The organism is Pandoraea thiooxydans (genome assembly GCF_001931675.1).
Taxonomy (GTDB): domain Bacteria; phylum Pseudomonadota; class Gammaproteobacteria; order Burkholderiales; family Burkholderiaceae; genus Pandoraea; species Pandoraea thiooxydans.
Window position 1 is genome coordinate 1,268,086 of the sequence record NZ_CP014839.1, and the last position, 26,575, is coordinate 1,294,660.

Here is a 26,575-nt window from a genome sequence, read left to right on the forward strand (position 1 = left end):
AAGGGTTTCATGAGCGCGCAGGTTGATCTTCAGGTGTCCGATGGCCTGCCGCGCGCGCGCGCGCCGGCACTGCTCGGCGCACTCACCCTGTTGCTGATTGCCGGGCCGTTCATCGGCCTGGCCTGCGTCACCCCGTGGCGCGATTTTCACTTCTTTCCGGGCGATACCCGTGCAATCGCCGTGTCGCTGGTCTACAGCCTGGTATCGCTCGGGCTGATCATCGGGCTCGGTACGCCGTTGGCATGGTGGCTGGCGCGTCACACATTTCGCGGAAAATGGCTGCTCGAGGCCATCATTTTGCTGGCCTTGCTGACCCCGCCGCTGGCCATGGGCATTTTGCTGGCTACGCTTTATGGTCCTTACGGGCCGGCCGGCAGCCTGGCCGCGCGCGCCGGCATCGAGCTGACCAATTCGGCGCCGGCCTTCATCCTGGCGCAGTGCTATGGCGCGTTGCCCTATTTCGTGGTCGCGGCGCGCGCCGCTTTCGAGGGAGTGCCGCGCGAGCTGGAGCATATTGCGCTCACATTGGGCAAGACTCCCTGGCAGACCTTCTGGCTGGTCAGCATGCCGCTGGCCCGGCTCGGACTGGCCGCGGGAGTCGCGCTCGCCTGGGTGCGCGCGCTTGGCGAATTCGGCGTGGTCCTGATCGTGGCCTACTACCCGCAGGGCATCCCGGTCAAATTGTGGGTGAATCTGCAGGATATCGGGCTGCCGGCAGTGTATCCGCTGCTATGGGTGTTTTTCCTGGTGGCGATGCCTCTGCCGCTGATTCTTGGTTTGGCCTCACGTCGTCAGCGTCTTTTCTGAGCATGCGTATCGACTACCGTATCGATCATCCCGTGCGGCTCGAGGCCTGCTTCGAGGTCAACGGCTTCACCGTGCTGCTCGGGCAAAGCGGCGAGGGCAAGACAACGCTGCTGCGCGCGATCGCCGGCCTGTTGCCGGCCTATGGGGAGCCGTTCGGCGGCATGCCGCCGCAACATCGCGCGATCGGCTACTTGCCGCAGGGCTATGCGCTGTTTCCCCATTTGCGCGCCTGGGAGAACGTCGCTTTCGCTCTGTCCGGGCCGCGACGTCGAGCCCAGGCGCTCGAATTGCTCGCACGCGTACAGCTGGCGCATGTGGCCGACGCCTATCCGTCGGCGCTATCGGGCGGGCAACAGCAGCGCGTGGCGCTGGCCCGTGCGCTGGCTCGCAAGCCTCAACTGCTGCTGCTCGACGAGCCGACTTCCGCGCTCGATGCGGCCACGCGCGACGAGGTGATGGCGGAACTGATTTCCGAGACTCACGACTTCGGCTTGCCGACCCTGGCGGTCAGCCATGATCCGCATCTGGCGTTGCTGGCTGATCACGTTGCCGTGATGAGCGGCCGACGCATTGCCCAGGAGGGTGCGCCAGCCGATGTGCTGGCGCGGCCCAATGGCGTGGCGGTGGCGCGTTTGCTGGGGCATCGCAATTTATTTACCGGGCGCATCGACGGGCATGCGCCGCAGGCGGGCGTCACCCGCCTGCGCTGGGATGGTGCCGGCGCGGCGGTGCTGCACCTCCCGCTGCAGCCTGAGCTGGCCGTGGGACAAACAGTGCACTGGATGATTGCGCCGCAGGCGGTAGAGCTCGCAACGGATACATCTGCCACTGAAAATCGTGTGACGGCGCTCGTGGAGAACCTCCTTAACCTCGGCGGCCATTATCAGGCGGCGCTGCGTTGCGGCACCGAGCAGTTGTGGCTGGCAGTGTCGAGCGAGCGGGTGCGCCAGCACCGGCTGGCGCGCGGTGCCCAAGTCGTCGTCACGCTATGCCGTACCGGACTGCTGTGCTGGTCCCGGCCGGCCGATGCCGCCGGGCCAACCGGCGGACCAGGCGGGCCGGCAGACACTTCCTCGTCAGACACCGCCCGTTGAGGTGCCGCACAGCAGCGCCACGCCGGCGAGCGCGGTGGCGCGCAACGCCGCGCGGCTGTCACCGGCGCGCGAACGCAGCGCCAGCGAATGCAACAGTGCCGACGCTATTTTGGCCAGCGATGCCGGGTCGGCGTCGCCGGCTATCTCTGCCTGCGCCCGGGCTCGCTTGAAACGTGCCTCGAAGGCGCGGTCGAAAGTGCGCAGTCCGTTACCTAATGATCGACGGACCTCCTCGTCGGTCATCGCTTCGGTGGCGGCCGTATTGATCAGAAAACAGCCGCGCGCCACGCCGCCGGCTGGAAAGTAAAGTCCCAGCGCACTGTCATAGACCCGCATCAACGCTTGCGGCAGCGGCAGACCCGCGTCGAGCGCGGCGTCCATCGCCTGGCGACCGGCGTCGATATAGCGGGCGAGGGCGCTGAGGTAGAGCGCGTGCTTATCCCCGAAGGCGCCATATAAACTCGGTCGATTCATACCCGTCGCGGCGCTCAGATCGTCCAGCGACGTGCCGGCATAACCGCTGCGCCAGAACGCGTCGGTGGCGTCGCCCAAGGCCTGCGCCGGATCGTAGGCGCGCGGTCGGCCGCGGCTCTTTTTCGGGGAATCAGATTTTTGTACCATTTTGAATAAAATAATTGACGATGGTTATTTTTGTGCAATATAGTACAAAATCAATTGCCCCAGGAGGAATCCTCATGAATTTATTCTTTGCCCCGCTCGCATGTTCGATGGCAACCCGCATCGCGCTGTATGAAGCCGGTGCGCAAGCCGACTACACTGAAGTCGACACGGATCTCAAGCAACTGATCGACGGCAGCGACTTTCTGCCGATCAATCCGTTGGGGCAGGTCCCAGCGCTGCGCACCGACGACGGCGTGTTGCTGACCGAAAACACGGCCATCCTGCCGTACGTGGCCGATGCGTATCCGCAGGCCCAGTTGGCGCCGGCAGCCGGCATGGGCACCGACCGGGCGCGCCTGCATCAATGGCTCGGTTTTGTCAGCACCGAGTTGCACAAGGCGATTTTCGTGCCCTTGCTGGATCCCGATGCCCCGCAGGAGGTCAAGCGCTATGCTCTCGAAAAATTGGAGACACGTATTGGAATGCTGAACAAACACCTGGCCAACCAGGATCATCTGCTCGATCGTTTCAGCGTGGCTGATGCCTACCTCTTCACGGTGCTCAACTGGGCACAGTATTCGGGCGTCGCGCTATCGTCATGGCCGCATGTCGATGCCTATTACGGCCAATTGAAGCAGCGGCCGAGCGTGGCGCAGGCGCTCGGCGAGGAAATGGCGCTGTACATGCAGGCAAGCAAACGCCGCAAGACGGCTGCATCGCAAACCGAAAGCGCCTAACGGGCGCGTTGTGGAACCCGTGGCATCCCGGGCCTTCGGCTCCCCCCGCTGCCAGGGGGTTCGAAGAGGCGCGGCGCTTCGTTCATGCGATCCGATGAAGCGCCGCGGGAATTACTTGACGGTCAGGGTGGCCACCATATGGGCTTTGTAATGCCCGGGCTCGTTGCAGAAGGTCACGTAGCGACCGGGTTTGAGCACGAAGCGCGCGGTTACCGTTTCGTGAGGATTCAAATCTTCGACGCCAACCATCTTGGTCAGCTTATCCTCTTCCACCTGTTGCGTCTTGGTGTCATAGGGCAGGGCCGCCGAGTTGCCTTTCCACGGTTCGATCATGAACTCGTGCTTCATGTTGGACGAAAGATTTTCGATCGTGAATTCCACTGGCCCGGCCGGCACGGTGTTGCGGCTGAGGGTGAGAGACATCGTACCGTTATTCTGGTTGGCGAGCTTGACGGTGACCGACGGCGGCTCGGAAGCAATCGCCGCGGCCGAGGCCAACGCCAGTGAGAGGGCGATCAGGGGATGACACATCATAAAAGAACGACGCATGGCAAACCTCTGCATAAAAGATTGAAGGAAGCGCGTCGTTGGTTTTGTTTGCGTGCTCGACGCGGCCACCCTCGATGCGCGTCATTCGCGTTTATTTGCATTGTGCGTGAATGACGAGCCCAGCGTAGCCATGCAGACTTAGCGCCGACTTAGTCTGCGGGTAATACCTAGGTTGTCCTCGTTGCGTTTTGGCTGCATCAAAATTTATGCGGAGCGCGCATTATTGCCAAAAGCGAAATTATCCATTGAGTCCGCGGCCGTTTTTCTTCGCCCAGCGGCGCAATAGACTGATCCTGTCGACGATGAAAACACATCGCCCCTTTTGAATAGACAGGAGAATGATCATGAAGCGCAATCTTTTGGCCGCCGCCTTGCTGTCCGCTTTGCTCGCCGGGGCTGCCGGCTCGGCGATGGCCAGCGACGCTTACCCCGATGGTTCACAACTGGCCGGCATCCCCGCCGCCTCGGCGCTCAGCCGCGCGCAGGTCAAGAGCGAGCTGGCGCAGGCTCGTGCTGCCGGAGCGCTTGATCAAAGCGATATCGTGTATCCGCGTGCCGTGGCGGTGGCGCAGTCCGAAGCCGTGATGCGCGGCGGCGCGCTGATGATCGCCAGCAACGATTCCAGCAACATTTCGCCGCAACCGTGATGCGGCAGCTTGCACTCAATGAAATGAGCCCACCGCATGCGGTGGGCTTTTTGATGAGGATGCCGACGCTTACTTTTCGTCCGGATGATCGAGCGGCAGCCAGCGCGGCAGCATCGATGCGAGCACGCCGTCCTTGAGGACGAAGTGATGAAAAATTGCCGCCAGCGCATGCAGTCCGGCAAGCCACATGATCGTGTCACCCAACCAGCCATGCAGTTCGGAAATGGCTTCGCCGAGATCATGCGATGGGCCGATACGAGGGGCGATCTGCACGTCGCCGAGCAGCGTCAGCGAATGCCCTTCGAGCCAGGTGCCGGTGATGGCGCTCAGCGGCAGCGCAAACAACAGCAGATAAAGGACCCATTGCACGGTTTTGGCCGCCAACCCCATCCAGCGCGACACCTCGGGCGGGTCGGGCTGCTTGTCGATCGAGCGCCACAACACGCGCACGATGACCAGGGCGAGCACGCACAGGCCCAGCGTCTCGTGCAGTTGCCGGCCGCCGTCGCGCGCGGCTGAATAAACGCGTTCCTCGGAGCCGCCCGGGCCGTAGATAAAAGCGATCAACACCAGGATCGCAGTGGCCCAATGGAAGAACTGAGCGACCGAGCCGTAACGTGTCAGCGTGCGGTGTGCCATGGTGCTTCTCCTCATGTGTCGAAAACTGTGGGGTCCTGGGCATGCCGACGTTATTCTGACGCATCTTTTGCCATTGCGTTTGATTGTCGTCAAACCGCGGTGTCAGCGCATGGCCCTCGCTGGCATCCAACCGGATCGCTGATATACTCCAACGAAGCAGTAAAATTTCCGACAGCGTTGCGCATCGATTCATTGTCTCACCGCAGCTCGATTGTTCGCACTGAAGCAGGCGGAGATGCCGGCGAGTCAAGCCGCTGACGCGGTGCGGCAACAGATCGAAATTCGCAGGAGGCAGGTAATTCATGCCAAAAGTATTTGAATTCTTTGGATTCCGACGGTTTTCTTCGACGACATCTGTCGCCGCAATCCGATCGGCGCCACTACGATTCCCACCCGCATCGGGCATTCAACGAGACGCCAACCCGTCCGACGCCTGAGCGTAGCCACACGACAAGAGACCAGAGCCGCACGGTGGGGCCTGCAGCCGAACCATCGGTCAGGCCCAACCGTTTGATTAATCCATCAATCGATTTGGGCTTCAAAACATGAAAAATTCTCTCATTCGTCATGCCGCAGTGCCCGCTCTCCTGACGCTGGCTTTTCTGACAACCTCCGCGTGGGCGCAAACGCCACCCGCCGCGAAGGCGCCCGAGTCTCGCGCCGCCGAGTATGTGCAAAATCATGCGAAAAAACACGAAGACTATGTCGAGCGTCGTATCAACCGCTTATACGGTCAACTCAAGATAACGCTGGAGCAGGCACCGCAATGGTCGGCTTTCGCCCAAACGATGCGCGACAATGCGAAGCGCATTGACGACGCATTCAAGGCGCGTGCCGAAAAATTGCCGACCATGAATGCCGAGGACTCGTTGCAGTCCTACGCCGAGCTGGCGCAAATGCATGCCGAAAACATGCAGAAGCTGTCCGCTTCATTCAACGCGCTGTATGCGACCATGTCCGATCAGCAGAAAGAGATCGCCGACAAGTTGTTCCGCAAGCCGTACCGCCATCGCCGCGACGAGAAGCGTCGTGAACACGGTGCGCGCAAACCGGCGATGGCGCCCAAGCAATAAGCCGCCGCCAGAGTCGCGGCGCGCACGCAGCATGCGTGTGGTAAATGACAAACCCCGCCGGCCGGCGGGGTTTGTCATTTCGGGCGCCGGTCATTATTTGAATCGCCTGGCCGTCAATACATGCTGGCCCGGTCCAGTTGCGCGATATCCTCGGCGTCGAGCTTCAACTCGAGCGCCTCGCCCAGCGCCGCGAGTTGCTCGAGCGAGGTGGCGCTGGCGATGGGGGCGGTAATACTGGGGCGCGCCATTTCCCAGGCAAGCGTCACCGCCGTGGGCGTGCTGTCGTGCCGCGCCGCGACCTCGTCGAGCGCGGCCAGAATTCGCATCCCGCGCGCATCGAGATAATGGCCGACGTGCTCGCCGCGCGTGCTTTTCTTCAAGTCATCGCGCGAGCGGTATTTGCCGCTCAGAAAGCCGCTGGCCAGCGCATAGTAATTCATCACCCCCAGCTTGAGCGCGACGGCGGTCGGTTCGACATCGCGTTCGTAGGTCGCCCGATCGTACAGGTTGTACTCGGGCTGAACCACCTGATAGGCGGGCAGGCGATAGCGCCTGGCGATTTCGGCGGCTTCATGCAGGCGCGCGCCGCTGTAGTTCGAGGCGCCGATGATGCGCACCTTGCCGGCTTCGATCAGCCGTTGATAGGCATCGAGCGTTTCCTCCAGCCGCGCGGTGTCGGGCAGGTCGTAGTGCGAAAAATAGAGATCGATATAGTCGGTCTGCAGGCGCCGCAGCGAATCGTCGACCGCCTGCAGGATATTCTCGCGCGACAGTCCGGGCCGGGCCGCATGCCGCCCGACCTTGGTGGCGATCACGACGTCGGCGCGCTTGCCGGTGCGTGCCAGCCATTTGCCGATGATGGTCTCGGACTCGCCGCCGTGGTTACCCGGCACCCATGCCGAATACACGTCGGCCGTATCGATGAAATTGATGCCGTGATCGGCCAGCGCATCGAGCAGCGAGAACGAGGTCGCTTCGTCGGCTGTCCAGCCGAATACGTTACCGCCGAAGGCCAGCGGGGAGACCTGAATTTCCGATGTGCCGAGGGTTCGCAATATCATGGCCGGGCTCCTTTGATCAGTCGGTATGTCGAGTCATGTTACGCCAGAGCGCGTGGCTCGTGCAGCCCCTGCGCCAGGCCAGGCCCGGACGCGCTACCATAGCCGCAGGCGCGGGCTGTCGGACCAGATCGCCTGCCCCGCGCCGCGTGCCAATCTCAACAAGGAATGCCAATGAACGAGCTGCCGCGCCTGATGCCCACCCAAGTCTCCCAGGAAACATTCGGGGGCGTGACCTACCATATCGACGGCGAATTAGTGCCGGTACTGTCGGTCGATGTATCGCAAAAGGAAGTCTATTTCGAGCACCACATCCTGCTCTGGAAGCACCCCAGCGTCAAAATCGGCCTGCGCGCGATGCGCGGTGCGCTCAAGCGCATGATGGCCGGCATGCAGGTATTCGTTACCGAGGCGAGCGGGCAGGGCATCATCGCCTTCAGCCGCGACGGCGCTGGGCACATCGTGCCGCTGCACTTGCGCAAAGGAGAAGAGATTCACGTCCGGGAGCACCAGTTTCTGGCTGCCACGAGCGACATCGAATATACCTTCGAGCGCGTGCGTGGCGTCTCCAACATGCTGTTCGGGCAAAGCGGCTTCTTTATCGACAAGTTCCGCGGCGCAGCCGGCGAGGGCGTGCTGTGGCTGCATGGCTACGGCAACGTGTTCGAAAAGGTGCTGGCACCGGGAGAATCGATCGATATCGAGCCGGGCGGCTGGCTCTACAAGGACGCCGGCGTGCAGATGGAAACCCGGGTCGACCGCCTGAGCAGCGGCCTGTTCGGGGCCAACGTGAACTTCATCGTCAATCGGTTCACCGGCCCCGGCCGGGTCGGCATCCAGTCGATGTATCTACATATGCCGACGGCCGAATGAGCGGCCTGGCGGCGCGGCTGCGCCGCCACCGCGCCCAACTGACTGGCGCTAGCCCGCGCGGCGCTGGCGTACCGCTTCGGCCAGCGTGGCCAGCACCGGCTCGGTCTGGCTCCATGCCAGGCAGGCATCGGTGATCGATACGCCGCGCCGCAGCGGCACGCCCGGCTTGAGGTCCTGGCGGCCTTCTTCCAGGTGGCTTTCGATCATCACGCCCATGATGCGGCGCTCCCCGCCAGCCAGTTGGCCGGCGATGTCCCGCGCCACGTCGACCTGGCGCAGGTGAGACTTGTTGGAGTTGGCGTGCGAGCAGTCGATCATCACCTGCTCGCGCAGGCCCAGCGCGCGCAGCGCCGCGCAGCTTGCCTCGACCGATGCGCTGTCGTAGTTCGGGCCATGCTTGCCGCCGCGCAGGATCACGTGCGCGGCATCGTTGCCGCGTGTCTCGAAGATTGCCGCCATGCCCATCTTCGTCATGCCCATGAAGGCGTGGCTCGCGCGTGCGGCAACGATCGCATCGGCGGCGACCTGCACGCCGCCATCGGTGCCGTTCTTGAAGCCGATCGGGCAGCTCAGCCCCGAGGCCAGTTGGCGATGGCTCTGGCTTTCCGTGGTGCGCGCGCCGATCGCCCCCCAGGCGATCAGGTCGGCGATGTATTGCGGGCTCAACAGATCGAGAAATTCGGTCGCGGTGGGCAGGCCCAGGCCATTGATCTCGAGCAGCAGTTCGCGCGCCCGGCGCAGTCCTTCATTGATGCGAAAGCTCCCATCCAGGCGCGGGTCGTTGATATAACCCTTCCAGCCCACGGTCGTGCGCGGCTTTTCGAAATACACCCGCATGACGATCAGCAGATCCTGGCGCAACGCGTCGGCGGCATCCTTGAGCCGATGCGCATAATCGATCGCCTGTTCGTGGTCGTGAATCGAGCAGGGGCCAACCACCGCCAGCAGGCGATCGTCGCGTCCGTCGAGCACGGCGGCGATGGCCGCCCGGCTGTCCTCGACCAGCGCCTGCACCGCCGGCGGCACCGGTAATTCGTCCTGCAAAAGCGCGGGGGAGATCAGCGGGCGCACCGCGCCGATGCGCACGTCGTCGATGCGGGTCGTGTCCTGGGTCGAGTCGGCGGAGCCGGCCTCTTTGTCATGCGTGGGGTTGTCGATCAGATTCAAGATAATCCTCGGGGCCGCGGGAAAGCAGCCCCGATTATCGCACTGGCCGGCGCAGCCGGCTCAAATATGCAGCGCGTGACCCAGCGCCCGCAGCGCTGCCTCCTGCACCGCTTCGCCCAGCGTCGGGTGCGCGTGGATGGTGCCGGCGACGTCTTCCAGCCGTGCGCCCATCTCCAGCGACTGCGAAAACGCGGCGGCGAGTTCGGATACGCCGCGACCGACCGCTTGCCAACCGACGATCAGATGGTTGTCGCGACGCGCCACCACACGCACGAAGCCCTCGGTCGAGCCGAGCGTCATCGCGCGGCCGTTGGCGCTGAACGGGAAAACGGCCGACACGCAGTCCAGCCCGGCCGCCTCGGCCTCGGGGGGCGACAGCCCGGCGGTGACGATCTCGGGGTCGGTGAAACACACTGCCGGAATCGCGGCGGGGGTGAAATGGCGGCGCCGGCCGGCGATCAGCTCGGCCACCATCTCGCCCTGCGCCATGGCGCGATGCGCCAGCATCGGCTCACCGGTGAGATCGCCGATCGCCCATACGTTGCGCATCGAGGTGCGGCATTGATCGTCGATGCGCAGCGCGCCGCCGTTGCGATCAAGCTGCAGGCTCTCCAGGCCCCAGTCCTGGGTGCGCGCGCGCCGGCCGACGGCGACCAGTACCCGATCGGCCGGCAGCTCCGTCTCGGCGCCGGCGGCATCCTGCACCCGCACGGCGTCGCCCGCGTGATTGAGCCCCAGTACCTTGCGCTCCAGATGCACTGTCACGCCCAGGCGGGCCAGCGCCTCGGCCACCGGCTTGGTCAGCGCGGCATCATAGGTCGGCAGGATGCGCGCCTTGGCCTCGACCACCGTGACCTCGACGCCGAGCTTGCGGTAGACCGTACCCAATTCGAGCCCGATATAGCCGGCACCCACCACCACCAGGCGGCGCGGCAGCGTGCGCGGCGACAGCGCCTCGGTGGAGGTGATCACCCTGTCGCTGAACGGCATCGAGGGTAGCGGCACCGGCTCGGAGCCGGCTGCCAGCAACAGATGCTCGCACTGAATGCGCAGCGGCTGGCCGTCCTGCGCATCGCCACTCGTGACCTCGACGGTCTTGCCGTCGAGCACGCGCGCGTGGCCGTGGATAACCGTCACGCCATGCTTTTTCAGCAGGCCGGCAACCCCGCCGGTCAGCCGCTCGACGATACCGTCCTTCCAGGCTACCGTCTGCGCGATGTCGATGTGCGGAGCCTGCACCCGGATGCCCAGCGGCGAGGCCTGCCCGGCCGCGTAGTGCGTCGCTTTCTCGAATTCCTCGCCCGCGTGAATCAGCGCCTTGGATGGGATGCAGCCGATGTTCAGGCAGGTGCCTCCCAAACGCTCGCGCTCGACCAGCACGGTCGGCACGCCCAGTTGACCGGCACGAATTGCGGCGACGTAGCCGCCAGGGCCGCCGCCGATGACCAGCAGCGTCGTCGTCTGGATCTCGCTCATGGGGCCTCCACGAAAAGCATGGCGGGTTGTTCGAGCAGGGCGCGCACCGCCTGGATAAACTCGGCAGCATCCATGCCGTCGACCACGCGGTGATCGAACGACGACGAGAGATTCATCAACTTGCGCGGCACCACCGCGCCGTGCCGGATCATCGGCCGCTCGACAATACGATTGACGCCGACGATGGCCACTTCCGGATGATTGATGACCGGCGTGCTGACGATGCCGCCCAGCGGCCCGAGGCTGCTGATCGTAATGGTCGAGCCGAGCAGCTCGTCGCGCTCGGCCTTGCCGCCACGCACGGCCTCGCCCAGCCGGGCGATCTCGGCGGCGATCGACCACGGATCGCGCGCCTCGGCATGGCGCACCACCGGCACCATCAGGCCGGCCGGGCTTTGCGCGGCAATGCCCAGGTGCACCGCGCCATGGCGTGTGACAACCCCGAGTTCGTCGTCAAAGCGCGCATTGATCTGCGGGAAGTCCCGCAACGCCAGCACCATGGCCCGTGCCAGTAGCGGCAGCACCGTCAGCCGCCCGCGCGACTCGCCCCATTTGCGGTTCAACTGGACGCGCAACTCCTCGAGTTCGGTCACGTCGATCTCCTCGACGTAGCTGAAGTGCGGGATGCGCCGCTTGGCTTCCTGCATTTTCTGGGCGATCTTGCGCCGCAGGCCGACGACCGGTACCGCTTGCTCGTCGTTGCGCTCGACCAGGCCGGCGCGCGCGCCGAGCGTGCCGCCGCGCCCCTGCAAATAGGCGTCGAGATCTTCATGCCCGATCCGGCCGGCCGGGCCGGTGCCGTGCACGAAGCGCAGTTCGATGCCCAGATCCCAGGCGCGCTTGCGCACCGCCGGTGAGGCGAGCGGCCGCTCGCCAGGCTGGCGCGCGATCACCGGCGCCGGCTTCGGTGGTGCGGGCTTCGAGGCGGCCGGCGCGACCGGTGCGGGTGCTGCCGCGGGCACCGGCTCGGGCGCGGCTCGCGGCGCCGGTTCGGCTTGCGCTGCCGCGGGCACAGCCGGCGCCGCTGGCGCGGCCCCTGGCTTTTGATTGCCCGCACCTTCGACTTCCAGGCGGATCAGCTCGCTGCCCACCGCCATCACGTCGCCGACCTGGCCGCCCAGCGCGAGCACGGTGCCGCTCACCGGCGAAGGGATTTCCACCGTGGCCTTGTCGGTCATCACGTCGGCCAGCGGTTGATCTTCCTTCACCGTCTCGCCCACCCCGACGTGCCACGCGGCCAGTTCGACCTCGGCGATGCCTTCGCCGATGTCGGGCATTTTGATGATATGCGTCCCCATCTCAAGCCTCCATGACACGCCGCAGGGCTTCGCCGACCCGGCGCGGGCCGGGAAAGTACGCCCATTCCTGCGCATGCGGATACGGCGTATCCCACCCGGTCACGCGTTCGACCGGCGCCTCCAGCGCATAGAAGCAGTGCTCCTGCACCAGCGAGATGAGTTCGGCGCCAAAGCCGCAGGTGCGCGTGGCCTCGTGCACCACCACGCACCGGCCGGTCTTGTTCACCGAGTTCACGATGGTTTCCAGATCGAGCGGCCAGAGGCTGCGCAGATCGATGATCTCGGCGTCGATGCCGGTCTCTTCGGCGGCCGCCAGCGATACGTGCACCGTCGTGCCGTAGGTCAGTACCGTCACGGCACTGCCGGCGCGCACCACGGCTGCCGATTCGAGCGGCACCGTGTAATAGCCTTCGGGCACCGCGCTGGCCGGATGCTTGCTCCAGGGGGTCACGGGCCGCTCGTGATGACCGTCGAACGGGCCGTTGTAAAGTCGCTTGGGCTCCAGGAAAATCACCGGGTCGTCGTTCTCGATTGCCGCAATCAGCAGTCCCTTCGCGTCATACGGGTTGGACGGCATCACCGTGCGCAAGCCGCATACCTGCGTGAACATCGCCTCCGGACTCTGGCTGTGCGTCTGTCCGCCATAAATCCCGCCGCCACAGGGCATGCGAATCGTCAGCGGCGCGATGAACTCGCCCATCGAGCGGTAACGCAGGCGCGCGGCCTCCGAGACGATCTGGTCGGAGGCGGGGTAGAAATAGTCGGCGAATTGAATCTCGCATACCGGCCGCAGCCCGTAGGCGCCCATGCCCACCGCCGCACCCACGATGCCGCCCTCGGAGATCGGCGTATCGAACACGCGCGAGGTGCCGTACTTGGCCTGCAGGCCTTCGGTACAGCGGAACACGCCGCCGAAGTAGCCGACGTCCTGGCCGAACACCACCACGTTGCTGTCGCGCTCGAGCATCACATCCATGGCCGAGCGCAGCGCCTGGATCATGCTCATCGGAGCGGTGGCCTGGCCGTTGTCTTTTTCTGTCGCCATGCTCAGACCCCCAACTGTTGACGTTGCCGGCGCAGGTGCTCCGGCATGTCCTTGTAGACATCCTCGAAGATGCTCGCCGGGCTCGCCGTATGTTCATCGGCCATCGTGCCGTATTGTTCGGCTTCCTTCTGCGCGGCGAGCACCTCGGCCTCGAGCGCGGCCTTGAGTTCCTCGTGCGCGGCGTCCGACCAGATACCCAGCCTGATCAGGTGCTGTTTGAAACGCGCGATCGGGTCGCCCAGCGGAAACGCATTCCAGTCGTCGCCGGGCCGATATTTGGAGGGATCGTCGGAGGTCGAATGGGGGCCGGCCCGATAGGTGACCCACTCGATCAGGGTCGGGCCGAGATTGCGGCGGGCGCGCTCGGCGGCCCAGCGCGAGGCGGCATAGACCGCCAGGAAATCGTTGCCGTCCACGCGCAGCGAGGCAATGCCGCAGCCCACGCCGCGCCCGGCGAAAGTCGTGCCCTCGCCGCCGGCGATCGCCTGGAAGGTGGAAATGGCCCACTGGTTGTTGACCACGTTCAGGATCACCGGCGCGCGATACACGTGGGCAAAGGTCAGGGCCGTGTGGAAGTCCGATTCAGCGGTCGCGCCGTCGCCGATCCAGGCCGACGCGATGCGGGTATCGCCCTTGATCGCCGAGGCCATTGCCCAGCCGACCGCCTGGATGAACTGGGTCGCAAGGTTGCCGGAGATCGAGAAGAACCCGGCTTCGCGCACCGAGTACATGACCGGCAATTGACGCCCCTTGAGCGGGTCGCGCTGGTTGGACATCAGTTGGCACATCATGTCGACCAGCGAGACGTTGCGGGTGAGCAGGATGCTTTGCTGGCGGTAGGTCGGAAAGCACATGTCGCCATGCTCGAGCGCCAGCGCGTGCGCCGAGCCAATCGCCTCTTCGCCGAGGCTCTGCATGTAGAACGAGATTTTTTTCTGGCGCTGCGCGACCAGCATGCGCGCGTCGAAAATTCGGGTCTTGAGCATCGCCCGCATGCCCGCGAGCAGCGCGTCGGGGCTCAGATCCGGAGCCCAGGGTCCGACGGCCTGGCCATCGTCGTCGAGCACGCGCACCAGGCTGTAGGCCAGGTCGCTGGTATCGGCGGGACTCACGTCGATGGGCGGTCGGCGCACCACGCCGGCCGGCGAGACGTGAAGGTAGGAAAAATCAGTCTTGCAACCCGGACGCCCGGTTGGCTCCGGCACGTGCAATTTCAGCGGCCCGTATTGGCTCATCGGTAGGTCTCCACGTTTGATTGTGTCGCACGCTTCTACTGGAACGGTCTTGCGTCTGGCGATAGCCCTGCGCCATTCCGTCGCCGGCACGCGCCTGGGTAAGGTGGGTGCCGACGCAATCGAGATTACCACAGCTCGCCGGTGGGTGGCGGGTACGGCAACCCGCTTTACGGCGCCTTGCGGGGGGGCGCCGACGGGCCGAGCTCGGCGGCAAGGAACGCCAGGAAGGCGCGCGCCGCGACGGGCCGGCGCGCACGTGCGCCAACGCCGCCCACGAAGGAAATCGGCTGCTGCAACGCGCCCGGCAGCGGCCCGGCGAACTGCACGCCCGGCGCCTGCTGCAGCACGGTCGATTCGGCCAGCGCCAGGTCCGCCTTGCCCACCTGCAACTGGGTGACGACAAGCGGGCCGGACACCAGGACCGCCTTGGCTTTCATGGGCTCGGAGATCCCCAGGCGGTCGAATAGTGTGAGCGCGTTGGCGCCGCTGGGGGCGTCGGAACCCGGATCGGCCAGCGCCACGCGATGCGCGGCCAGCAATGTGCGCCGCAACGCCGCGGCGGTGGTGACGTCCGGCAACGGATGGCCGGACGGCACGCCAATGCCGATGCCGATGCGCGCCAGATCGGTGCGGCTGCCCGGGGCGACGCGATGTTGCCGCGCCAGCGCCGCGTAGCGGCCGGCATTGACGATCACCACGTCGAACGGCTGGCCTGGGGCGTGAATCGCGTGTGCGGCGTAGCGGGCCATGTCGACACTATGAACGCTCAGCGCGATGCCGGTGCGCGAGGTGAATCGCGAGGCCGCTTGGCGCACCGGCTGCAGCAGTGCGGCGTCCGAGGCAACGTTCAGCGGTGCGGCGCGCACCGCGGCCGGCAGGAGGGCGCCGCACAGCAGCAGAGCCAGGGCGAGACGGAGAAATCGGTTCGGTTTCATGGCAGTATCCGCTAACGGTTGATGATGTTCAGTAGCAGGCGATGCAAGGCATGCCAGTGCCTTGCGCATAGTGCGTCGGTGCGGGCCGGCGTCGCGCATCGCGCCCTAACCCAGCGAGCAGTCGAGCCAGCGGCGGATTCGAATCGCATCGGCGATGTCGCCGCGCGGCGTGCGCGAGCCCAGCAGCACCAGCGTTTGGGGGCGGCCCCGCACCAGCATGCGCATCACCACGCCGTGACCGGACTCGTTGATAAAGCCGGTTTTCTGCAACTGGATGGGCGCATGCCCGAGCCGAATCAGCGCGTTGGAGTTGACATACACGAGTTGGCCGCGCCCCGGATGCACGGTATCCCACTTGTCGGTGGAAAAGCGTCGGATCAGCGGGTCGCGATGCGCGTATGCCACCAGCTTGGCCAGATCGGCGGCGGTCGAGACGTTGTGCGGCGAGAGCCCGCTCGCATTGCGGAAGTGCGTATGGCGCATGCCGAGCTGGCGCGCCTTGCGGTTCATTGCGGCGATGAAGGCCGGCCGCCCGCCCGGATAGTCGCGGCTGAGCGCGGCCGCTGCACGGTTCTCCGACGACATCAGCGCGATATGCAGCATATCCCGGCGCGACAGCCGTGAGCCCACCTTCAGTCGCGAGCCGGTGAACTTGATGCGGTCGCGGTCCTGCGCAGTTACGCGCAGCATGCCATTGAGCGGCCGATGCGTGCTGCGCGCCACGACCGCCATCATCAGCTTGGAAATCGACGCAATCGGGCGCACCTCGTGGGCGCGGCGCGACAGCAAAACCGTATTGGACTTGACGTCCAGCACGTAGATAGCCCGCGAATGCAGCCGTCGTACGGCCGCGGGGCTGTAGCCGCAGCGCGGGAGCAGGCGCGGGCGCCGCGGGTGTTGGGTGTGGCGGACCGAATGCGGCTTGGCCCTGGTGTGATGAGCTTCGTGCCGTGGCTGGTGCTCGCGCGCGAGCACACCTCCGGCCGGGCACACCAACGCCAGGCAAAGCGCAGCAAATGGCAGGCACCGGATCAGGCGCCGGGGGCGGTGCGGGTCACGCAGGAAGGCGATAAGGACACAGGCGGAACGGGTGAGGCGGGCAGCGATGCCTTTCAAAACGTGGATTCCTTTGGCGTACGGATGACAAGGAACGATAGACCGATCGTCCGCCGTTAGTGTAACGCCCATGCGGTTTGTTCACCAGACATGCTACGGATGCCGAATATATTGGCCCAACCCGCAGCGCCGTCTCGGCGCAGCCCGCACACCCCGTTCGAAGTCAGCCGGGACGCCGTTGACGCAGTCGCCGCATGTGTTCGCGCCAGGCGGCCGAGCGGTCGCGGATGAAGTCGCCAAGCTCGCTGCTGGACCTCAAGTCAGGTGTCGCTTCCTCGTAGAAACCCTTCTCGTTGCGCAATGGCAAGGCAGCGATGCGTGCCGCGTGCAGCCGGTCGAGCCGGGACGGGCGCGCCGCATTGGGGTGATGAATGCCGGCCTGAGGTACGCTCACGCCCTGCAGCGGGTCGTCGGTGCGCGCTCGTGTGAGCGTGAGCACGTCGCCCAGCGATGGTGCGGCCCGGTCACGCGCGCTCAATGGCGCGGTACCCCAGCGCTGGTGAATCGTCGCCAGCACCGACGTATGGTCGATCGGAGTGGTGGACGAAGTGCGGAATACCGTGCCGGGAGCGATCAGCGGTGAGACCAGCACGGCCGGCACACGCACGCCCAACCGGGTGAAGTCGAAGCCGAATTCTCCCTGCGTGCCGTCGCCAGGCGCGGCGACATTCGCCGGCGGCGCAATGTGATCGTAGTTGCCGCCATGCTCGTCGTAGTTGATGATCAGCAGCGTGCGATGCCAGTTCTTGCCGGTGCGCACGGCCTGGTAGACGTCGTGAATCAACTGTTCGCCGGCGGCCACGTCATAGTTGGGATGCTGGCTGTTGCCGTTGGCGTCCCAGCTCGGTTCGAGAAACGTGAACGCCGGCAGCGTGCCGTCGGCCGCGCGCGCCTGAAAGTCGCGGAAATGGCCGAAGTGGCTGTCGTCGGCGCTTTGCGTGTCGGGAAAATCATGACGCGTGATGGGGTCGCGGTTATAGCCGAACACGGCCCAGTCGATCTGTCGTTCGCCCAGGCGCCCGAAAATGCTCGGACAGGTGAATATCTTCACATGATCGTCGAGATGCCCCTGCGACGTGCCGGCCAGCGCGAATGCGCGATTGGGCATCGTCATGCTCGGCACCGATGCAAACCACGCGTCGCAAACCGCGTAGCCGCGTGCCAGCCCGCTAAGCACCGGCAGCAGTTCGGGCGTGTACATGCCCATGATTTGCGACGGCTCGGTGCCGGGCAGCGAGTCGCGATAATGCCTGGCCAGATCGGAGGCGATCGCTGCCTTGAAGTTGCGTACGAAACCTTGATTGTTCGGGATCGCATCGTGTGCCGGGGCGTCGGTGCCGAACAACTGGTAATTCGTGTTGAGAAATCCCTCGCCCGGATCTGCGCCCGGCATCAAATACGGGTGCGCGTCGCTCGCCCGTATTTTGTAGACCGGCACCGGGCGACCCGCGTCGTCAGGGTTCGACTCCTGTCCCGTCAGGCCGTCGAACGCATGTCCGGCCGGCGAGCGATTGCCGCTGTCGCTATAGAGGAATCCCAGCATCTGATCGAACGAGCGGTTTTCCAGCATCAGATAGACGATGTGATCGATATTGCCAAGTTGATTTGCCATACGAGACTCCCAAGGGCGGCTGCCAGCCATCTAAACGGTAGCGGCATTGCGTGATGCTTGTGTGACGCCGCGCGGGCGGTCTATCGCACCTGCACTTGGAGTCGCCGGGCGAGCATGGGTTGTGACGGATTTTCGTAGTGCGAACGAGACTGCCTGGAGGGGGGCCGCCGCGTCGGCGCCCGCCTGCGATGACGGCTGATGGGGGAGGATTGCGTGGCGAGCGGCAGTCTCAGGAAAAAATCGCTTCGATGTCGACGGCCGCTGTAGCCGGCGCGTCGAAGCTCAGCGTCGCTTCGATGTGCCGCAGGTGCTCGAGCATGATCGCGGCGGCGCGCTCGCCGTCGCGCGCCTCGAGGGCGTCGATCAGCGCGTCGTGTTCATGGTGTGGGCACGCTGGCACGTTGGGCTTGTCGTAGAGGGTGATCACCAGACACGTCAGCGGCGTGAGTTCGCGCAGCAGCCGCAGCAGAATCTCGTTGCCGTGCATCTGTGCGAAAAGCACATGGAATTCCCCGGAAAGACGGATCACCGCGTGCATCTCGCCGCGTCGGCGTGCCTCGCCCTCCTGACGCACGTGCCGGCGCAGCGCACGCAGTTGCGGCGTGGTGATGGTGTTCGCCAACTGCCGCGCCATTTCCGGCTCGATCATGCGACGCGTGACAAACACGTCGCGCGCCTGTTGGGCACTCGGGCTGGCAATGAAGGCGCCACGGTTGGGAATCAATGTCACCAGCCCCTCGTGCGCGAGCTTGCCGAGCACTTCGCGGATCTTGGTGCGGCTGACGCCCGAGATCTCGGCAAGTCGCTCCTCCACCAGCTTGGTGCCCGGCGCGAGGCGATGCTCGAGCACCGCGTTCTGGATGCGGCGAGAGATCTCGTCGTTCGAAAACGATGGACGGTTCGATATCTCCGGCGCGACGGCCGGCACGGCAGCTTGCTTCAAGTCGGTTCTCGTCTGCACGATAAGTAACCGAAATAATAAGGCAGATCGAGAGATGTTGTGTACACGAAGATCGGAATATTTGCTGTAACCGGCGCGACTCGGCATGGTTGACGATGACGCACGGGCGCACCGGAAAGGGGCGCGGTGTCGCGCATCCTGGTGCGGCCGGTCGGCGGTGGGGCGGATCTGGAGAGGGCCAGGCGCCGGGAGGGCGATCGGCCCACGACGCGCAATTCATTGCGGACAAACGATTTAATAATTGTATTCAATTTATTTCTGTTTGTTGGCATGCATCTTGCGAATCATGGGCTGCGCAATCCGGCGCACGTTGCTCACAGGAGAGACACATGTTTCGCAAGGCATTGTTCGCGGCAGCCGTCGCGATGACTTCGCTAGTGCTGCCGCTGGCCTCGCCCGCAGCCCGCGCCCAGGGCGCCGAACCGGTCGTCAAGGTCGGCTTTGCCAAATGCGCCCAGTGCCTGTCGATGGCGCTGGTGCCGCAATACGGCAAATCGGTCAAGATCGAGGCGATTCCGTTTACCTCCGGCAATGACGTGCTGACCGCGCTGGTCTCGCACAGCATCGACGTCGCGCAGGTCACGTATCTGCATCTGGTGACGGCGCTCGATCGCGGCTTCGACGTCGTGGCGATTTCCGGCCAGGTCAACGGCGGCTCGGAGATCCTGCAGCGCAACGGCCTGGGGCTCAAGGCCAACGATTGGGCCGGACTGGTCAAGCTGGTCAAGGCGCGCAAGGCGGCGGGCAAGCCGCTGAAGGTTGCGGCTTCGCGCGGCAACGCGCAGGACATTCATATGCGCGGCGAATTCCTGATGCATGGCATCGATCCCGACAAGGACGTCCAATTCATCAATATTCCGAATCCGGCTGACGATGCGAGCGCGTTGCAGCGCGGCGATATCGACATGGTCTGCTCGGTCGAGCCGTTTGCCTCGCAGATCCGCATGATGGGGGCGGGCACGCTATTCAATCTGCCGTACGATCAGGCAGCCGGCAATCTGACCAACCTGATCCTCACGCGTTCGGACGTGATCAAGCAGCATCCGGAAGAAGTGCAGCAAACCGTCGACGCTGTCGTGAAGATGGTCGACAGCCTCAAGGCCGGCGATGGCCCGTGGCTGGCCGCGATCGGCAAGTACACGGCGCTCGACCCGAAAGTGGCGGCGGAGTCGCTCAAGAACACCGATCCCGACTATCGCATGTACCGCAAGAAGACCCACGCGATCGCCGCGATGATGCACGACTTGCACTACGTCTCGTCCGACGTCTCGACGCAGATCGATCAACACATGGATTATTCGTTTCTCATGAAAGCCACCGGTCAGCCGAAGACCGTGCTGGGTTATTGAGCAATGTCGTGCCGGCGCCCCCATCGTTTCATCCTTTGCCAAATAGACCGGAGCCATCGACCACTATGAATCCGACCACTACGCTTTCCACCATATCCGTGCCGGTCTCGAAGCCGAGGGGGCGCATGCGCACCAGCTTCCTGAGGTCGTTCGTCCCGCTTGTCCTGATCATGGGGTGGGAACTGTTCTCTCGCTCGGGATGGATCCCGCCGTCGCTACTGCCGGCGCCGTCACAGGTGCTGAGGACCTTGGCCGATTGGATCTTTGCCATCGACGGCTCGACCCTGTCGTACAGCGGCGCCTGGCTCGGCAGTGCCGCCGCGAGTCTGGCACGTGTGGCATGCGGCTACGCGCTCGCCGTGGTCGCCGGGATTGGGCTGGGGGTAGCGATTGGCTGGTGGCGCTGGGTCGAGCAGGCGATCGAGCCGACCTTGCAACTGTTGCGCCCGATTCCTCCCGTGTCGTGGATTCCTCTCGCAATCATCTGGTTTGGCATTGCCAACAAGCCGGCGATATTTCTGGTGTTCCTCGGCGCGTTTTTCCCGATCCTGCTCAACACTATCCACGGCGTGAAGGCTACCGACCGCCAACTGATTCGTGCCGCGGCGATGATGGGCGCCACCCAGCGGCAGATGCTGCGCTTCATCGTGCTGCCGGCTTCACTGCCGAGCATCTTTGCGGGATTGCGCATCGCCATCGGCTCGGCCTGGATGCTGACGGTGACCGCGGAGATGGTAGCGGTCAAGAGCGGGCTGGGTTATTCGCTGTGGGATTCGTATTACTTCCTGCGTTACGACCTGGTGATTGCCGCGATGATCAGTATCGGCGTGCTTGGTTATTTGTCCGACCTGGCGATGAAGTTGTTGATGAACCGGGTGTTGCATTGGCAGCATCGTGGCGCCATGAAGCGCTGAGACCTTCGGGTTGGTTCCGTTATAGATTGCCCTCGGGAAACCAAAATGGCTTATGTACAAATCGACGATGTCAGCAAAGTGTTCACCGACGCCCGGCGCGGCACCGAGTTGCTGACGCTCGACCGCATCTCGCTGCACTTGGAGCAGCGGGAGTTCCTCTGTCTGCTCGGGCCCTCCGGCTGCGGCAAATCGACCTTGCTGAATATGATCGCCGGCTTCGAGAGCGCCTCCAGCGGACGCGTGAGTGTCGGCGGCCGGCAGGTCGACCAGCCGGGCGCGAATCGCGGCATGGTGTTCCAGCAGGCGACGCTGATGCCCTGGCTCACGGTGTGGGAGAACGTTGCCTTCTATCACAAGCTGCAGGGACGCGGCAAACGGGAGCGGCGCGAACTGGCGCAGGCCTATATCGATCTGGTCGGCCTGACCGGCTTCGAAAACCACTATCCGTCGGAGCTCTCCGGCGGCATGAGCCAACGCGTGGGCATTGCTCGAGCGTTGCTGCTCAACCCCGACGTCATTTTGATGGACGAGCCGTTCGCCGCGCTTGACGCGCAGACCAAGGAAGAGCTCCAGCAGGAATTGGTGACAATCTGGCAGAAGTCGCAAGCGACCATCGTGTTCGTCACGCACAGCGTCGACGAGGCGCTGCTGCTTGGCACCCAGGTGGCTGTCATGACGCACCGCCCGGGGCGCATCCGGGAGTTGATCGGCGTCGATCTGCCGCGTCCGCGCGACGTGACCTCGCCGCGCTTTAACGATCTCAAGCGTCACGTCCTGGGGCTGATTCGCGAAGAGGCTTGCGCGGCCAACCGGCTCGCCCGCGCGCTCTGACGGCACCGCTTGTCGAGCCATTGCGCGCCGCTTTGAAATCGAATCGGGATTGTCATGACTTTACGCCGCTTGCCAGCCATCTCGACCCTCGTCGAGGACGCCTCGCATCTGCTTTTGGATCTCACATGAGTGCCACCGAATCTCCTGTCCGGCAACGGATGCAAGTGCATCCGGCGTTCGATCTGGTGATCCGCAACGCCCGCATTGCCACGGCCGCCGACACCTTCAGCGCCGACATCGGCATCACCGACGGCGTGATTGCCTCGCTGGGGCAGGGTCTGAGTGACGGCGCCAGGGAAATCGATGCTGCCGGACGCTGGGTGTTGCCCGGGGGAGTCGACGCGCACTGCCATCTCGATCAGCCGAGCGACGACGGCACCGTGATGGCCGACGATTTTGCCAGCGGCACGCGCTCGGCCGCCTGTGGCGGCACGACCACCATCATTCCGTTCGCGCTGCAGCGGCGCGGCGGCACGCTGCGCGAGGCAGTCGCTGACTATCACGCGCGCGCGGCCGGCAAGCCGATCGTCGATTACGCCTTTCACCTGATCATCACCGACCCTACGCCGGCACTGCTCGAAACGGAGCTGCCGGCATTGATCGCCGAGGGTTACACGTCGTTCAAGATCTACATGACCTATGACGCGCTCAAGCTCGATGACCGCCGCATCATCGACGTGCTCGAAGTGGCGCGGCGCGAGAAAGCGATGACCATGGTGCACGCCGAGAACGCCGACTGTATCGCCTGGCTGACCGAGCGGATGCTCGAACGCGGTTTGAGCGCACCGTCGTATCACGCGCTCTCGCGCGTGCCGGTGGTCGAGCGCGAAGCGACACATCGCGCGATCTCGCTGGCCGAAATGCTCGACACGCCGGTGCTGATCGTGCACGTGTCGGGGCGCGACGCCATCGAGCAGATTCAGCAAGCCCAGCTGCGCGGCGCGCCGATCTATGCCGAGACCTGTCCGCAATACCTCTTCCTGACCGAGGACGACCTGGGAGGAGGGGGCTTCGAAGGGGTCAAGTGCCTATGCAGCCCGCCTCCGCGCGACGCGGCCAACCAGGCGTCGGTGTGGCGCGCGCTCGACCACGGCACTTTTCAGGTGTTTTCGTCGGACCATGCGCCGTACCGTTACGCGGACGCGCACGGCAAGCAGATCGCCGGCGACCATGCCCCGTTCGATCGCGTGCCCAATGGCATCCCCGGCCTGGAGACCCGCCTGCCGCTATTGTTCTCCGAGGGCGTTATGCAGGGCCGCATCGGCGTGCAGCGCTTCGTCTCACTCACCGCGACCGAGCCGGCAAAACTCTATGGCCTTTACCCGCGCAAGGGCAGCATCGCGATCGGCGGCGATGCCGATCTGGTGATCTGGGACACCTTCGCCCCGCAGCCGATTCGCAACCGGGCGTTGCACCACGCGGTCGACTACACGCCTTACGAGGGGCGCGAAGTGCGGGCCTGGCCCGCGCTCACGCTCTCGCGCGGCACGATCTTGTGGGAGCGCGCCACCGGGTATGTCAGCGAAGCCCGCGGGCGTGGCGAATTTCTGCGGTGCGCCCGTCCGGTCGACTATCATCGGCAATCCCGGCCTGGCCGCCGGCAATTGTTTCCCTGGCTCGAGGCACTCGGGATCGCATGAGTCGCGCGCCGCGGCCTACGCCGCGACTTCAAGCCAGACGTGCTCGCAAAGGCGGCCCAGGTCGATCAGCATCAGCATGCCGCGCCCGGGTAATTCGATGGCCTCCGTCATGCAGCCGCGCAGCGCGGCGCCGGCCTGCTGCAGCAGAACGCCAGGCACCGGCACGCGCTCGCCGTCATCGAGCGTGACGATGTTGTCGACCGTATCGACCACCAGCCCGAATTTTTCCCCGCCATGTTCGACGATCAGAATCTTTGTCTGCGCAAGATCGTCGTACGGGGCCATGCCGAGCATCGCGCGCACATCGACCACGGTGATCAATTCGCGCCGCAGGTGCAGCACGCCGCGTACGAACGACGGCGCGCCCGGCGTCGTGACGATCTCGCCGCCGTAATCGATTACCTCGCGCAACTGGCGGATGCGCACTCCGAGCAGGTGCCCCAGCCGGAACATCACATAGGTCTCACGCACGCCGGTATGCCGTCGTGCGTTGGGGCCGGTGACCGCCGCGGCCGCGCCGGCCGCGCGGTACAGTTCGCGGTGTCCCTCGGCGATCGCGGCGAGCTGCGGGTGCGCCAGCAATGCCGCCGGACTCAGCAGGATGATGCTGTCCTGCCCGTCATGTCCAAAGCAGCCGGCGAACAGAGATACCTGCCGCGCGCAATAGGCCGGCATGGGCAACAAATCGTCGGCGTGATAGCCGACGATGCTGCGCACCTCGTCGACCAGCAGTCCGACGTGCACGTCCTGTTGCTGAAAGATCACGATGCGCCGCTCGTCGGTAGCAGCCTGATTGCCCGGCTCGCTGGACGACTCCTCGGCCTCGGCGTCGCCACCGGAGCCCGCGCCCAGAAAGCGAGCCAGATCCACCACCGGCAGGGTCGCACCGCGCAGGTTCAACATGCCGATGCATAGCCCGTCGGCCAATGGCGAGGCAAGCAATGCCGGCACGCGGATGATCTCCTGGATGGCCGCCATCGGCAGCGCCACATGGGCGCCCGCCGCCCGGAACGACACCGTTTGTTGGCGCAGCGCCCGCTGCGCGCGGCGCTGCATGCTGTCGGCCCGGTGCTGCAGGCGCGGCATGTCGGGCAATCCGAGCAGCGCCGCGGCCGAGAGGATCTGCAAAATGCGCTCGCCGCCGTTGAGCTTGAGTGCGCCGGCGATCACCGCGATGCCGTTGGCGGGCGGCTCGAAGGTGACTTTTTGGGCGGCCGGCACACGCAGGATTTCTCCGGTGCCATCGAACAATAAGCCGACGCGGGCTTCGCCCAGCTCGACAATGGCAATCTTGCCGGCCGGGCGTGCACGGTCCCCGGGCAGGCGCAGCAACTGGCACAGATCGACGATGGGAATGAGCGTGCCGCGCAGGTTGAACAGGCCCAGTAAATGGGGCGGGGCAAGTGGCACCCGGGTGACGGCGGCGGGATAATTGACGACCTCCTGCAGCGCGGCGACCGGCAGCGCCAGTTCAGTCTGGCCCAGGTGAAACGAACCGTACAGTTCGACGGCGGACGAAAGGTCGGGCGCGGCGGCGTTTTCCATGGCGGGGTTCCGATTCATCGAGATCAGGCAAAACGGGAGATTGTCTTGACCGCATATTCGTGCCGGGCGCAATCGATCGACAATTGGCGGCCGCAGTCGCCGCCGACGTCGAGGTGCACCACCCGCACGCCGTGCTCGGCAAGCAGTTTTTGCGCGGTACGCACATTCAGCTCGCCGATCGGCGCATGGCGTGGCGTGCTGACGTAATGCACCATATTCGCGCCGCCGGCCAGCACCGCTTCCAGCGCGTCCGGTGGGGCATGCCAGGCATGCATCATCGACAGCAGCGATGGCACGGCCTGGGTGACGTATTTGGCGCCGGGGGCGACCGGACGAGGCGCGCCGGGCGCGCTGTCAGGCAGCAGGCAATGCGCCAGTCCATAGAGGTCGCGCTCACGCCACAGCAAGCCGATGCCCACGCAGGAGCCGAGCGTAGTGCGCAGCACGTTGCCGTCGCAGCCGCGGCCGATAGCGATTTTGCACATGTGCACCTGGATCTCATGCGTGCTGGGCATGGGCCGTTCCCTGACGATAGATCAGCGGCTGCTCGAACACGAAGCCGGCATGAAAGCGGCTCAACGACTCGGATTCGCCGACGATCAGCACGCCGTCGGGTGCCATCGCGCGCCGGACATTCTCCAGCACTGCCTGCTGCCCCGCCGTGTCGAAATAGATCAGAACGTTGCGCAACAACGTCAGCTCGACCGGCCCGACGTCGCGCGGCGGCTGGTACAGATTGTGCTGGCGAAACGTCACTTGCGCGCGCAGGGCTGCATTGGCACGAATACCGGTACCGTCCTCGTCGGTGCTGAAGTATTTTTCCAGCAAGGCGGGATGCGTTTGTCGCAGGCCGGTGGCGCTTCGTCCGCGGTAGTGGCCGGTTGCGGCGCTGCGCAGAATGCCGTCCGAGATATCGGTGGCGAGAATACGGTAGCGGAAAGTCGGGTGCGCGGCGCGGAATTCCTCGCACAGCATCGCGACGCTATAGGCTTCCTCGCCGCTCGATGCGGCAGCCGACCAGACGCGCAACGGCTGATGCGGGTGCGCGTCATGCCAGCTCGGCAGGAAGTGCTCCGCCAGGTAGTGCCAGATGCGCGGCGTGCGGAAGAACGATGTTTCGTTGGTGGTGACCAGATCGACGAAGTCGCGCACTTCGCTGGGCGTTGCCTCCAGCAAGCCCAAATACTCGCGGTAGCCCGGCAGCGCGAGCGCCTGCAGGCGACGCCGCAGGCGGCCGTCGAGCATCGGCCATTTGCGCTCGTTCATGACAATGCCGGTATGCCGGCGCACCTGCTCGAACAGGGCGCGCCGGGTGAGCGGATCGACTTCCGAATCGCTGCTCATGGCAGGTGC

General features: G+C 64.9%; 26 protein-coding genes. 10 read left to right on the top strand and 16 right to left on the bottom strand.

Features of this window, described 5'->3' with window-relative positions:
- Positions 1–9: 9 nt before the first annotated feature.
- Positions 10–807, top strand: coding sequence for an ABC transporter permease subunit (locus PATSB16_RS05755; RefSeq protein ID WP_047213096.1), 798 nt, complete (start codon positions 10–12; stop codon positions 805–807).
- Between the two features lie 2 nt (positions 808–809).
- The gene (locus tag PATSB16_RS05760) at positions 810–1,901 is read left to right on the top strand and encodes an ABC transporter ATP-binding protein (RefSeq protein WP_083566684.1); all 1,092 of its coding nucleotides are present in this window, start codon (positions 810–812) and stop codon (positions 1,899–1,901) included.
- Here the strand turns inward: PATSB16_RS05760 and PATSB16_RS05765 are convergent.
- Complete coding sequence (locus PATSB16_RS05765) at positions 1,884–2,453, bottom strand: TetR/AcrR family transcriptional regulator (protein ID WP_237170301.1); 570 nt, start codon at positions 2,451–2,453, stop codon at positions 1,884–1,886. The genes PATSB16_RS05760 and PATSB16_RS05765 overlap by 18 nt on opposite strands.
- Positions 2,454–2,596: 143 nt before the next feature.
- On the opposite strand from PATSB16_RS05765, the gene PATSB16_RS05770 reads away from it, so the two are divergent.
- A complete protein-coding gene (locus PATSB16_RS05770) occupies positions 2,597–3,259 on the top strand; it encodes a glutathione binding-like protein (RefSeq protein ID WP_047213098.1) in 663 nt (220 codons plus the stop codon).
- Positions 3,260–3,370: 111 nt separating this feature from the next.
- Here the strand turns inward: PATSB16_RS05770 and PATSB16_RS05775 are convergent, their stop codons facing one another.
- Positions 3,371–3,808, bottom strand: coding sequence for a plastocyanin/azurin family copper-binding protein (locus tag PATSB16_RS05775; RefSeq protein ID WP_169834610.1), 438 nt, complete (start codon positions 3,806–3,808; stop codon positions 3,371–3,373).
- 344 nt (positions 3,809–4,152) lie between these two features.
- On the opposite strand from PATSB16_RS05775, the gene PATSB16_RS05780 reads away from it, so the two are divergent.
- Entirely contained in the window at positions 4,153–4,455 is a 303-nt protein-coding gene (locus PATSB16_RS05780) for a DUF4148 domain-containing protein (protein ID WP_047213101.1), read from the top strand.
- Positions 4,456–4,524: 69 nt separating this feature from the next.
- Here the strand turns inward: PATSB16_RS05780 and PATSB16_RS05785 are convergent, their stop codons facing one another.
- Complete coding sequence (locus PATSB16_RS05785) at positions 4,525–5,094, bottom strand: cytochrome b (RefSeq protein ID WP_047213102.1); 570 nt, start codon at positions 5,092–5,094, stop codon at positions 4,525–4,527.
- A gap of 545 nt (positions 5,095–5,639) precedes the next feature.
- Here PATSB16_RS05785 and PATSB16_RS05790 point away from each other — a divergent pair.
- Positions 5,640–6,167, top strand: coding sequence for a Spy/CpxP family protein refolding chaperone (locus PATSB16_RS05790; protein ID WP_047213103.1), 528 nt, complete (start codon positions 5,640–5,642; stop codon positions 6,165–6,167).
- A 113-nt stretch (positions 6,168–6,280) separates the two neighbouring features.
- Here the strand turns inward: PATSB16_RS05790 and PATSB16_RS05795 are convergent, their stop codons facing one another.
- Positions 6,281–7,228, bottom strand: coding sequence for an aldo/keto reductase (locus PATSB16_RS05795; protein WP_047213105.1), 948 nt, complete (start codon positions 7,226–7,228; stop codon positions 6,281–6,283).
- A 171-nt stretch (positions 7,229–7,399) separates the two neighbouring features.
- On the opposite strand from PATSB16_RS05795, the gene PATSB16_RS05800 reads away from it, so the two are divergent.
- Positions 7,400–8,098: an AIM24 family protein gene (locus tag PATSB16_RS05800; RefSeq protein ID WP_047213107.1), complete on the top strand. Its 699-nt coding sequence runs from the start codon at positions 7,400–7,402 to the stop codon at positions 8,096–8,098.
- A 48-nt stretch (positions 8,099–8,146) separates the two neighbouring features.
- On the opposite strand, the gene PATSB16_RS05805 is transcribed toward PATSB16_RS05800, so the two are convergent.
- The 9 genes from PATSB16_RS05805 to PATSB16_RS05845 all read right to left on the bottom strand — a co-directional run bounded on the left by PATSB16_RS05805 (position 8,147) and on the right by PATSB16_RS05845 (position 18,925).
- The gene (locus PATSB16_RS05805; protein ID WP_047213108.1) at positions 8,147–9,265 is read right to left on the bottom strand and encodes a 3-deoxy-7-phosphoheptulonate synthase; all 1,119 of its coding nucleotides are present in this window, start codon (positions 9,263–9,265) and stop codon (positions 8,147–8,149) included.
- A 60-nt stretch (positions 9,266–9,325) separates the two neighbouring features.
- Positions 9,326–10,741, bottom strand: a complete 1,416-nt coding sequence (gene lpdA / locus PATSB16_RS05810) for a dihydrolipoyl dehydrogenase (protein ID WP_047213109.1) — start codon at positions 10,739–10,741, stop codon at positions 9,326–9,328.
- Positions 10,738–12,039, bottom strand: coding sequence for a dihydrolipoamide acetyltransferase family protein (locus tag PATSB16_RS05815; protein ID WP_047213111.1), 1,302 nt, complete (start codon positions 12,037–12,039; stop codon positions 10,738–10,740). The genes lpdA and PATSB16_RS05815 overlap by 4 nt, the downstream gene beginning before the upstream one ends.
- Before the next feature lies 1 nt (position 12,040).
- Entirely contained in the window at positions 12,041–13,084 is a 1,044-nt protein-coding gene (locus PATSB16_RS05820; protein ID WP_047213112.1) for an alpha-ketoacid dehydrogenase subunit beta, read from the bottom strand.
- A 2-nt stretch (positions 13,085–13,086) separates the two neighbouring features.
- A complete protein-coding gene (locus PATSB16_RS05825) occupies positions 13,087–14,319 on the bottom strand; it encodes a 3-methyl-2-oxobutanoate dehydrogenase (2-methylpropanoyl-transferring) subunit alpha (protein ID WP_047213113.1) in 1,233 nt (410 codons plus the stop codon).
- A 167-nt stretch (positions 14,320–14,486) separates the two neighbouring features.
- Entirely contained in the window at positions 14,487–15,254 is a 768-nt protein-coding gene (locus tag PATSB16_RS05830; RefSeq protein WP_047213115.1) for a molybdate ABC transporter substrate-binding protein, read from the bottom strand.
- A gap of 105 nt (positions 15,255–15,359) precedes the next feature.
- Positions 15,360–16,370, bottom strand: a complete 1,011-nt coding sequence (locus PATSB16_RS05835; protein ID WP_237170302.1) for a serine hydrolase — start codon at positions 16,368–16,370, stop codon at positions 15,360–15,362.
- A 163-nt stretch (positions 16,371–16,533) separates the two neighbouring features.
- Positions 16,534–17,982, bottom strand: coding sequence for an alkaline phosphatase family protein (locus PATSB16_RS05840; RefSeq protein WP_047213117.1), 1,449 nt, complete (start codon positions 17,980–17,982; stop codon positions 16,534–16,536).
- 229 nt (positions 17,983–18,211) lie between these two features.
- A complete protein-coding gene (locus tag PATSB16_RS05845; protein WP_237170303.1) occupies positions 18,212–18,925 on the bottom strand; it encodes a GntR family transcriptional regulator in 714 nt (237 codons plus the stop codon).
- A 347-nt stretch (positions 18,926–19,272) separates the two neighbouring features.
- On the opposite strand from PATSB16_RS05845, the gene PATSB16_RS05850 reads away from it, so the two are divergent.
- The 4 genes from PATSB16_RS05850 (at position 19,273) to hydA (ending at position 23,677) form a co-directional block, all read left to right on the top strand.
- Entirely contained in the window at positions 19,273–20,292 is a 1,020-nt protein-coding gene (locus tag PATSB16_RS05850) for an ABC transporter substrate-binding protein (RefSeq protein ID WP_047213118.1), read from the top strand.
- A gap of 125 nt (positions 20,293–20,417) precedes the next feature.
- Positions 20,418–21,206 (top strand): ABC transporter permease, encoded by a 789-nt coding sequence (locus tag PATSB16_RS05855; protein ID WP_047213119.1) that lies wholly within the window; start codon positions 20,418–20,420, stop codon positions 21,204–21,206.
- Between the two features lie 45 nt (positions 21,207–21,251).
- Positions 21,252–22,037 (top strand): ABC transporter ATP-binding protein, encoded by a 786-nt coding sequence (locus PATSB16_RS05860; protein ID WP_047213121.1) that lies wholly within the window; start codon positions 21,252–21,254, stop codon positions 22,035–22,037.
- Between the two features lie 125 nt (positions 22,038–22,162).
- Positions 22,163–23,677 (top strand): dihydropyrimidinase, encoded by a 1,515-nt coding sequence (gene hydA / locus PATSB16_RS05865; protein ID WP_237170304.1) that lies wholly within the window; start codon positions 22,163–22,165, stop codon positions 23,675–23,677.
- A 15-nt stretch (positions 23,678–23,692) separates the two neighbouring features.
- Here hydA and PATSB16_RS05870 read toward each other — a convergent pair whose 3' ends face one another.
- The 3 genes from PATSB16_RS05870 to PATSB16_RS05880 are packed head-to-tail and all read right to left on the bottom strand — an operon-like array spanning position 23,693 to position 26,566.
- Entirely contained in the window at positions 23,693–25,222 is a 1,530-nt protein-coding gene (locus PATSB16_RS05870; RefSeq protein WP_052892586.1) for a chemotaxis protein CheW, read from the bottom strand.
- Positions 25,223–25,245: 23 nt separating this feature from the next.
- The gene (locus tag PATSB16_RS05875) at positions 25,246–25,737 is read right to left on the bottom strand and encodes a chemotaxis protein CheD (RefSeq protein WP_047213125.1); all 492 of its coding nucleotides are present in this window, start codon (positions 25,735–25,737) and stop codon (positions 25,246–25,248) included.
- The gene (locus tag PATSB16_RS05880; RefSeq protein ID WP_047213127.1) at positions 25,721–26,566 is read right to left on the bottom strand and encodes a CheR family methyltransferase; all 846 of its coding nucleotides are present in this window, start codon (positions 26,564–26,566) and stop codon (positions 25,721–25,723) included. Before PATSB16_RS05880 ends, PATSB16_RS05875 begins: the two co-directional genes overlap by 17 nt.
- Positions 26,567–26,575 lie beyond the last annotated feature (9 nt).

Excerpts from the sequence above, each read along its gene's own strand:
- PATSB16_RS05770 (WP_047213098.1), top strand. The coding sequence starts at position 2,597 with ATGAATTTATTCTTTGCCCCGCTCGCATGTTCGATGGCAACCCGCATC.
- PATSB16_RS05840 (WP_047213117.1), bottom strand. The coding sequence starts at position 17,982 with ATGGCAAATCAACTTGGCAATATCGATCACATCGTCTATCTGATGCTG.
- PATSB16_RS05780 (WP_047213101.1), top strand. The coding sequence starts at position 4,153 with ATGAAGCGCAATCTTTTGGCCGCCGCCTTGCTGTCCGCTTTGCTCGCC.
- PATSB16_RS05850 (WP_047213118.1), top strand. The coding sequence starts at position 19,273 with ATGTTTCGCAAGGCATTGTTCGCGGCAGCCGTCGCGATGACTTCGCTA.
- PATSB16_RS05775 (WP_169834610.1), bottom strand. The coding sequence starts at position 3,808 with ATGCGTCGTTCTTTTATGATGTGTCATCCCCTGATCGCCCTCTCACTG.
- PATSB16_RS05830 (WP_047213115.1), bottom strand. The coding sequence starts at position 15,254 with ATGAAACCGAACCGATTTCTCCGTCTCGCCCTGGCTCTGCTGCTGTGC.
- PATSB16_RS05790 (WP_047213103.1), top strand. The coding sequence starts at position 5,640 with ATGAAAAATTCTCTCATTCGTCATGCCGCAGTGCCCGCTCTCCTGACG.
- PATSB16_RS05825 (WP_047213113.1), bottom strand. The coding sequence starts at position 14,319 with ATGAGCCAATACGGGCCGCTGAAATTGCACGTGCCGGAGCCAACCGGG.
- PATSB16_RS05815 (WP_047213111.1), bottom strand. The coding sequence starts at position 12,039 with ATGGGGACGCATATCATCAAAATGCCCGACATCGGCGAAGGCATCGCC.
- hydA (WP_237170304.1), top strand. The coding sequence starts at position 22,163 with ATGAGTGCCACCGAATCTCCTGTCCGGCAACGGATGCAAGTGCATCCG.
- PATSB16_RS05785 (WP_047213102.1), bottom strand. The coding sequence starts at position 5,094 with ATGGCACACCGCACGCTGACACGTTACGGCTCGGTCGCTCAGTTCTTC.
- PATSB16_RS05880 (WP_047213127.1), bottom strand. The coding sequence starts at position 26,566 with ATGAGCAGCGATTCGGAAGTCGATCCGCTCACCCGGCGCGCCCTGTTC.
- PATSB16_RS05800 (WP_047213107.1), top strand. The coding sequence starts at position 7,400 with ATGAACGAGCTGCCGCGCCTGATGCCCACCCAAGTCTCCCAGGAAACA.
- lpdA (WP_047213109.1), bottom strand. The coding sequence starts at position 10,741 with ATGAGCGAGATCCAGACGACGACGCTGCTGGTCATCGGCGGCGGCCCT.
- PATSB16_RS05820 (WP_047213112.1), bottom strand. The coding sequence starts at position 13,084 with ATGGCGACAGAAAAAGACAACGGCCAGGCCACCGCTCCGATGAGCATG.
- PATSB16_RS05860 (WP_047213121.1), top strand. The coding sequence starts at position 21,252 with ATGGCTTATGTACAAATCGACGATGTCAGCAAAGTGTTCACCGACGCC.
- PATSB16_RS05795 (WP_047213105.1), bottom strand. The coding sequence starts at position 7,228 with ATGATATTGCGAACCCTCGGCACATCGGAAATTCAGGTCTCCCCGCTG.
- PATSB16_RS05760 (WP_083566684.1), top strand. The coding sequence starts at position 810 with ATGCGTATCGACTACCGTATCGATCATCCCGTGCGGCTCGAGGCCTGC.
- PATSB16_RS05875 (WP_047213125.1), bottom strand. The coding sequence starts at position 25,737 with ATGCCCAGCACGCATGAGATCCAGGTGCACATGTGCAAAATCGCTATC.
- PATSB16_RS05755 (WP_047213096.1), top strand. The coding sequence starts at position 10 with ATGAGCGCGCAGGTTGATCTTCAGGTGTCCGATGGCCTGCCGCGCGCG.
- PATSB16_RS05870 (WP_052892586.1), bottom strand. The coding sequence starts at position 25,222 with ATGGAAAACGCCGCCGCGCCCGACCTTTCGTCCGCCGTCGAACTGTAC.
- PATSB16_RS05855 (WP_047213119.1), top strand. The coding sequence starts at position 20,418 with ATGCGCACCAGCTTCCTGAGGTCGTTCGTCCCGCTTGTCCTGATCATG.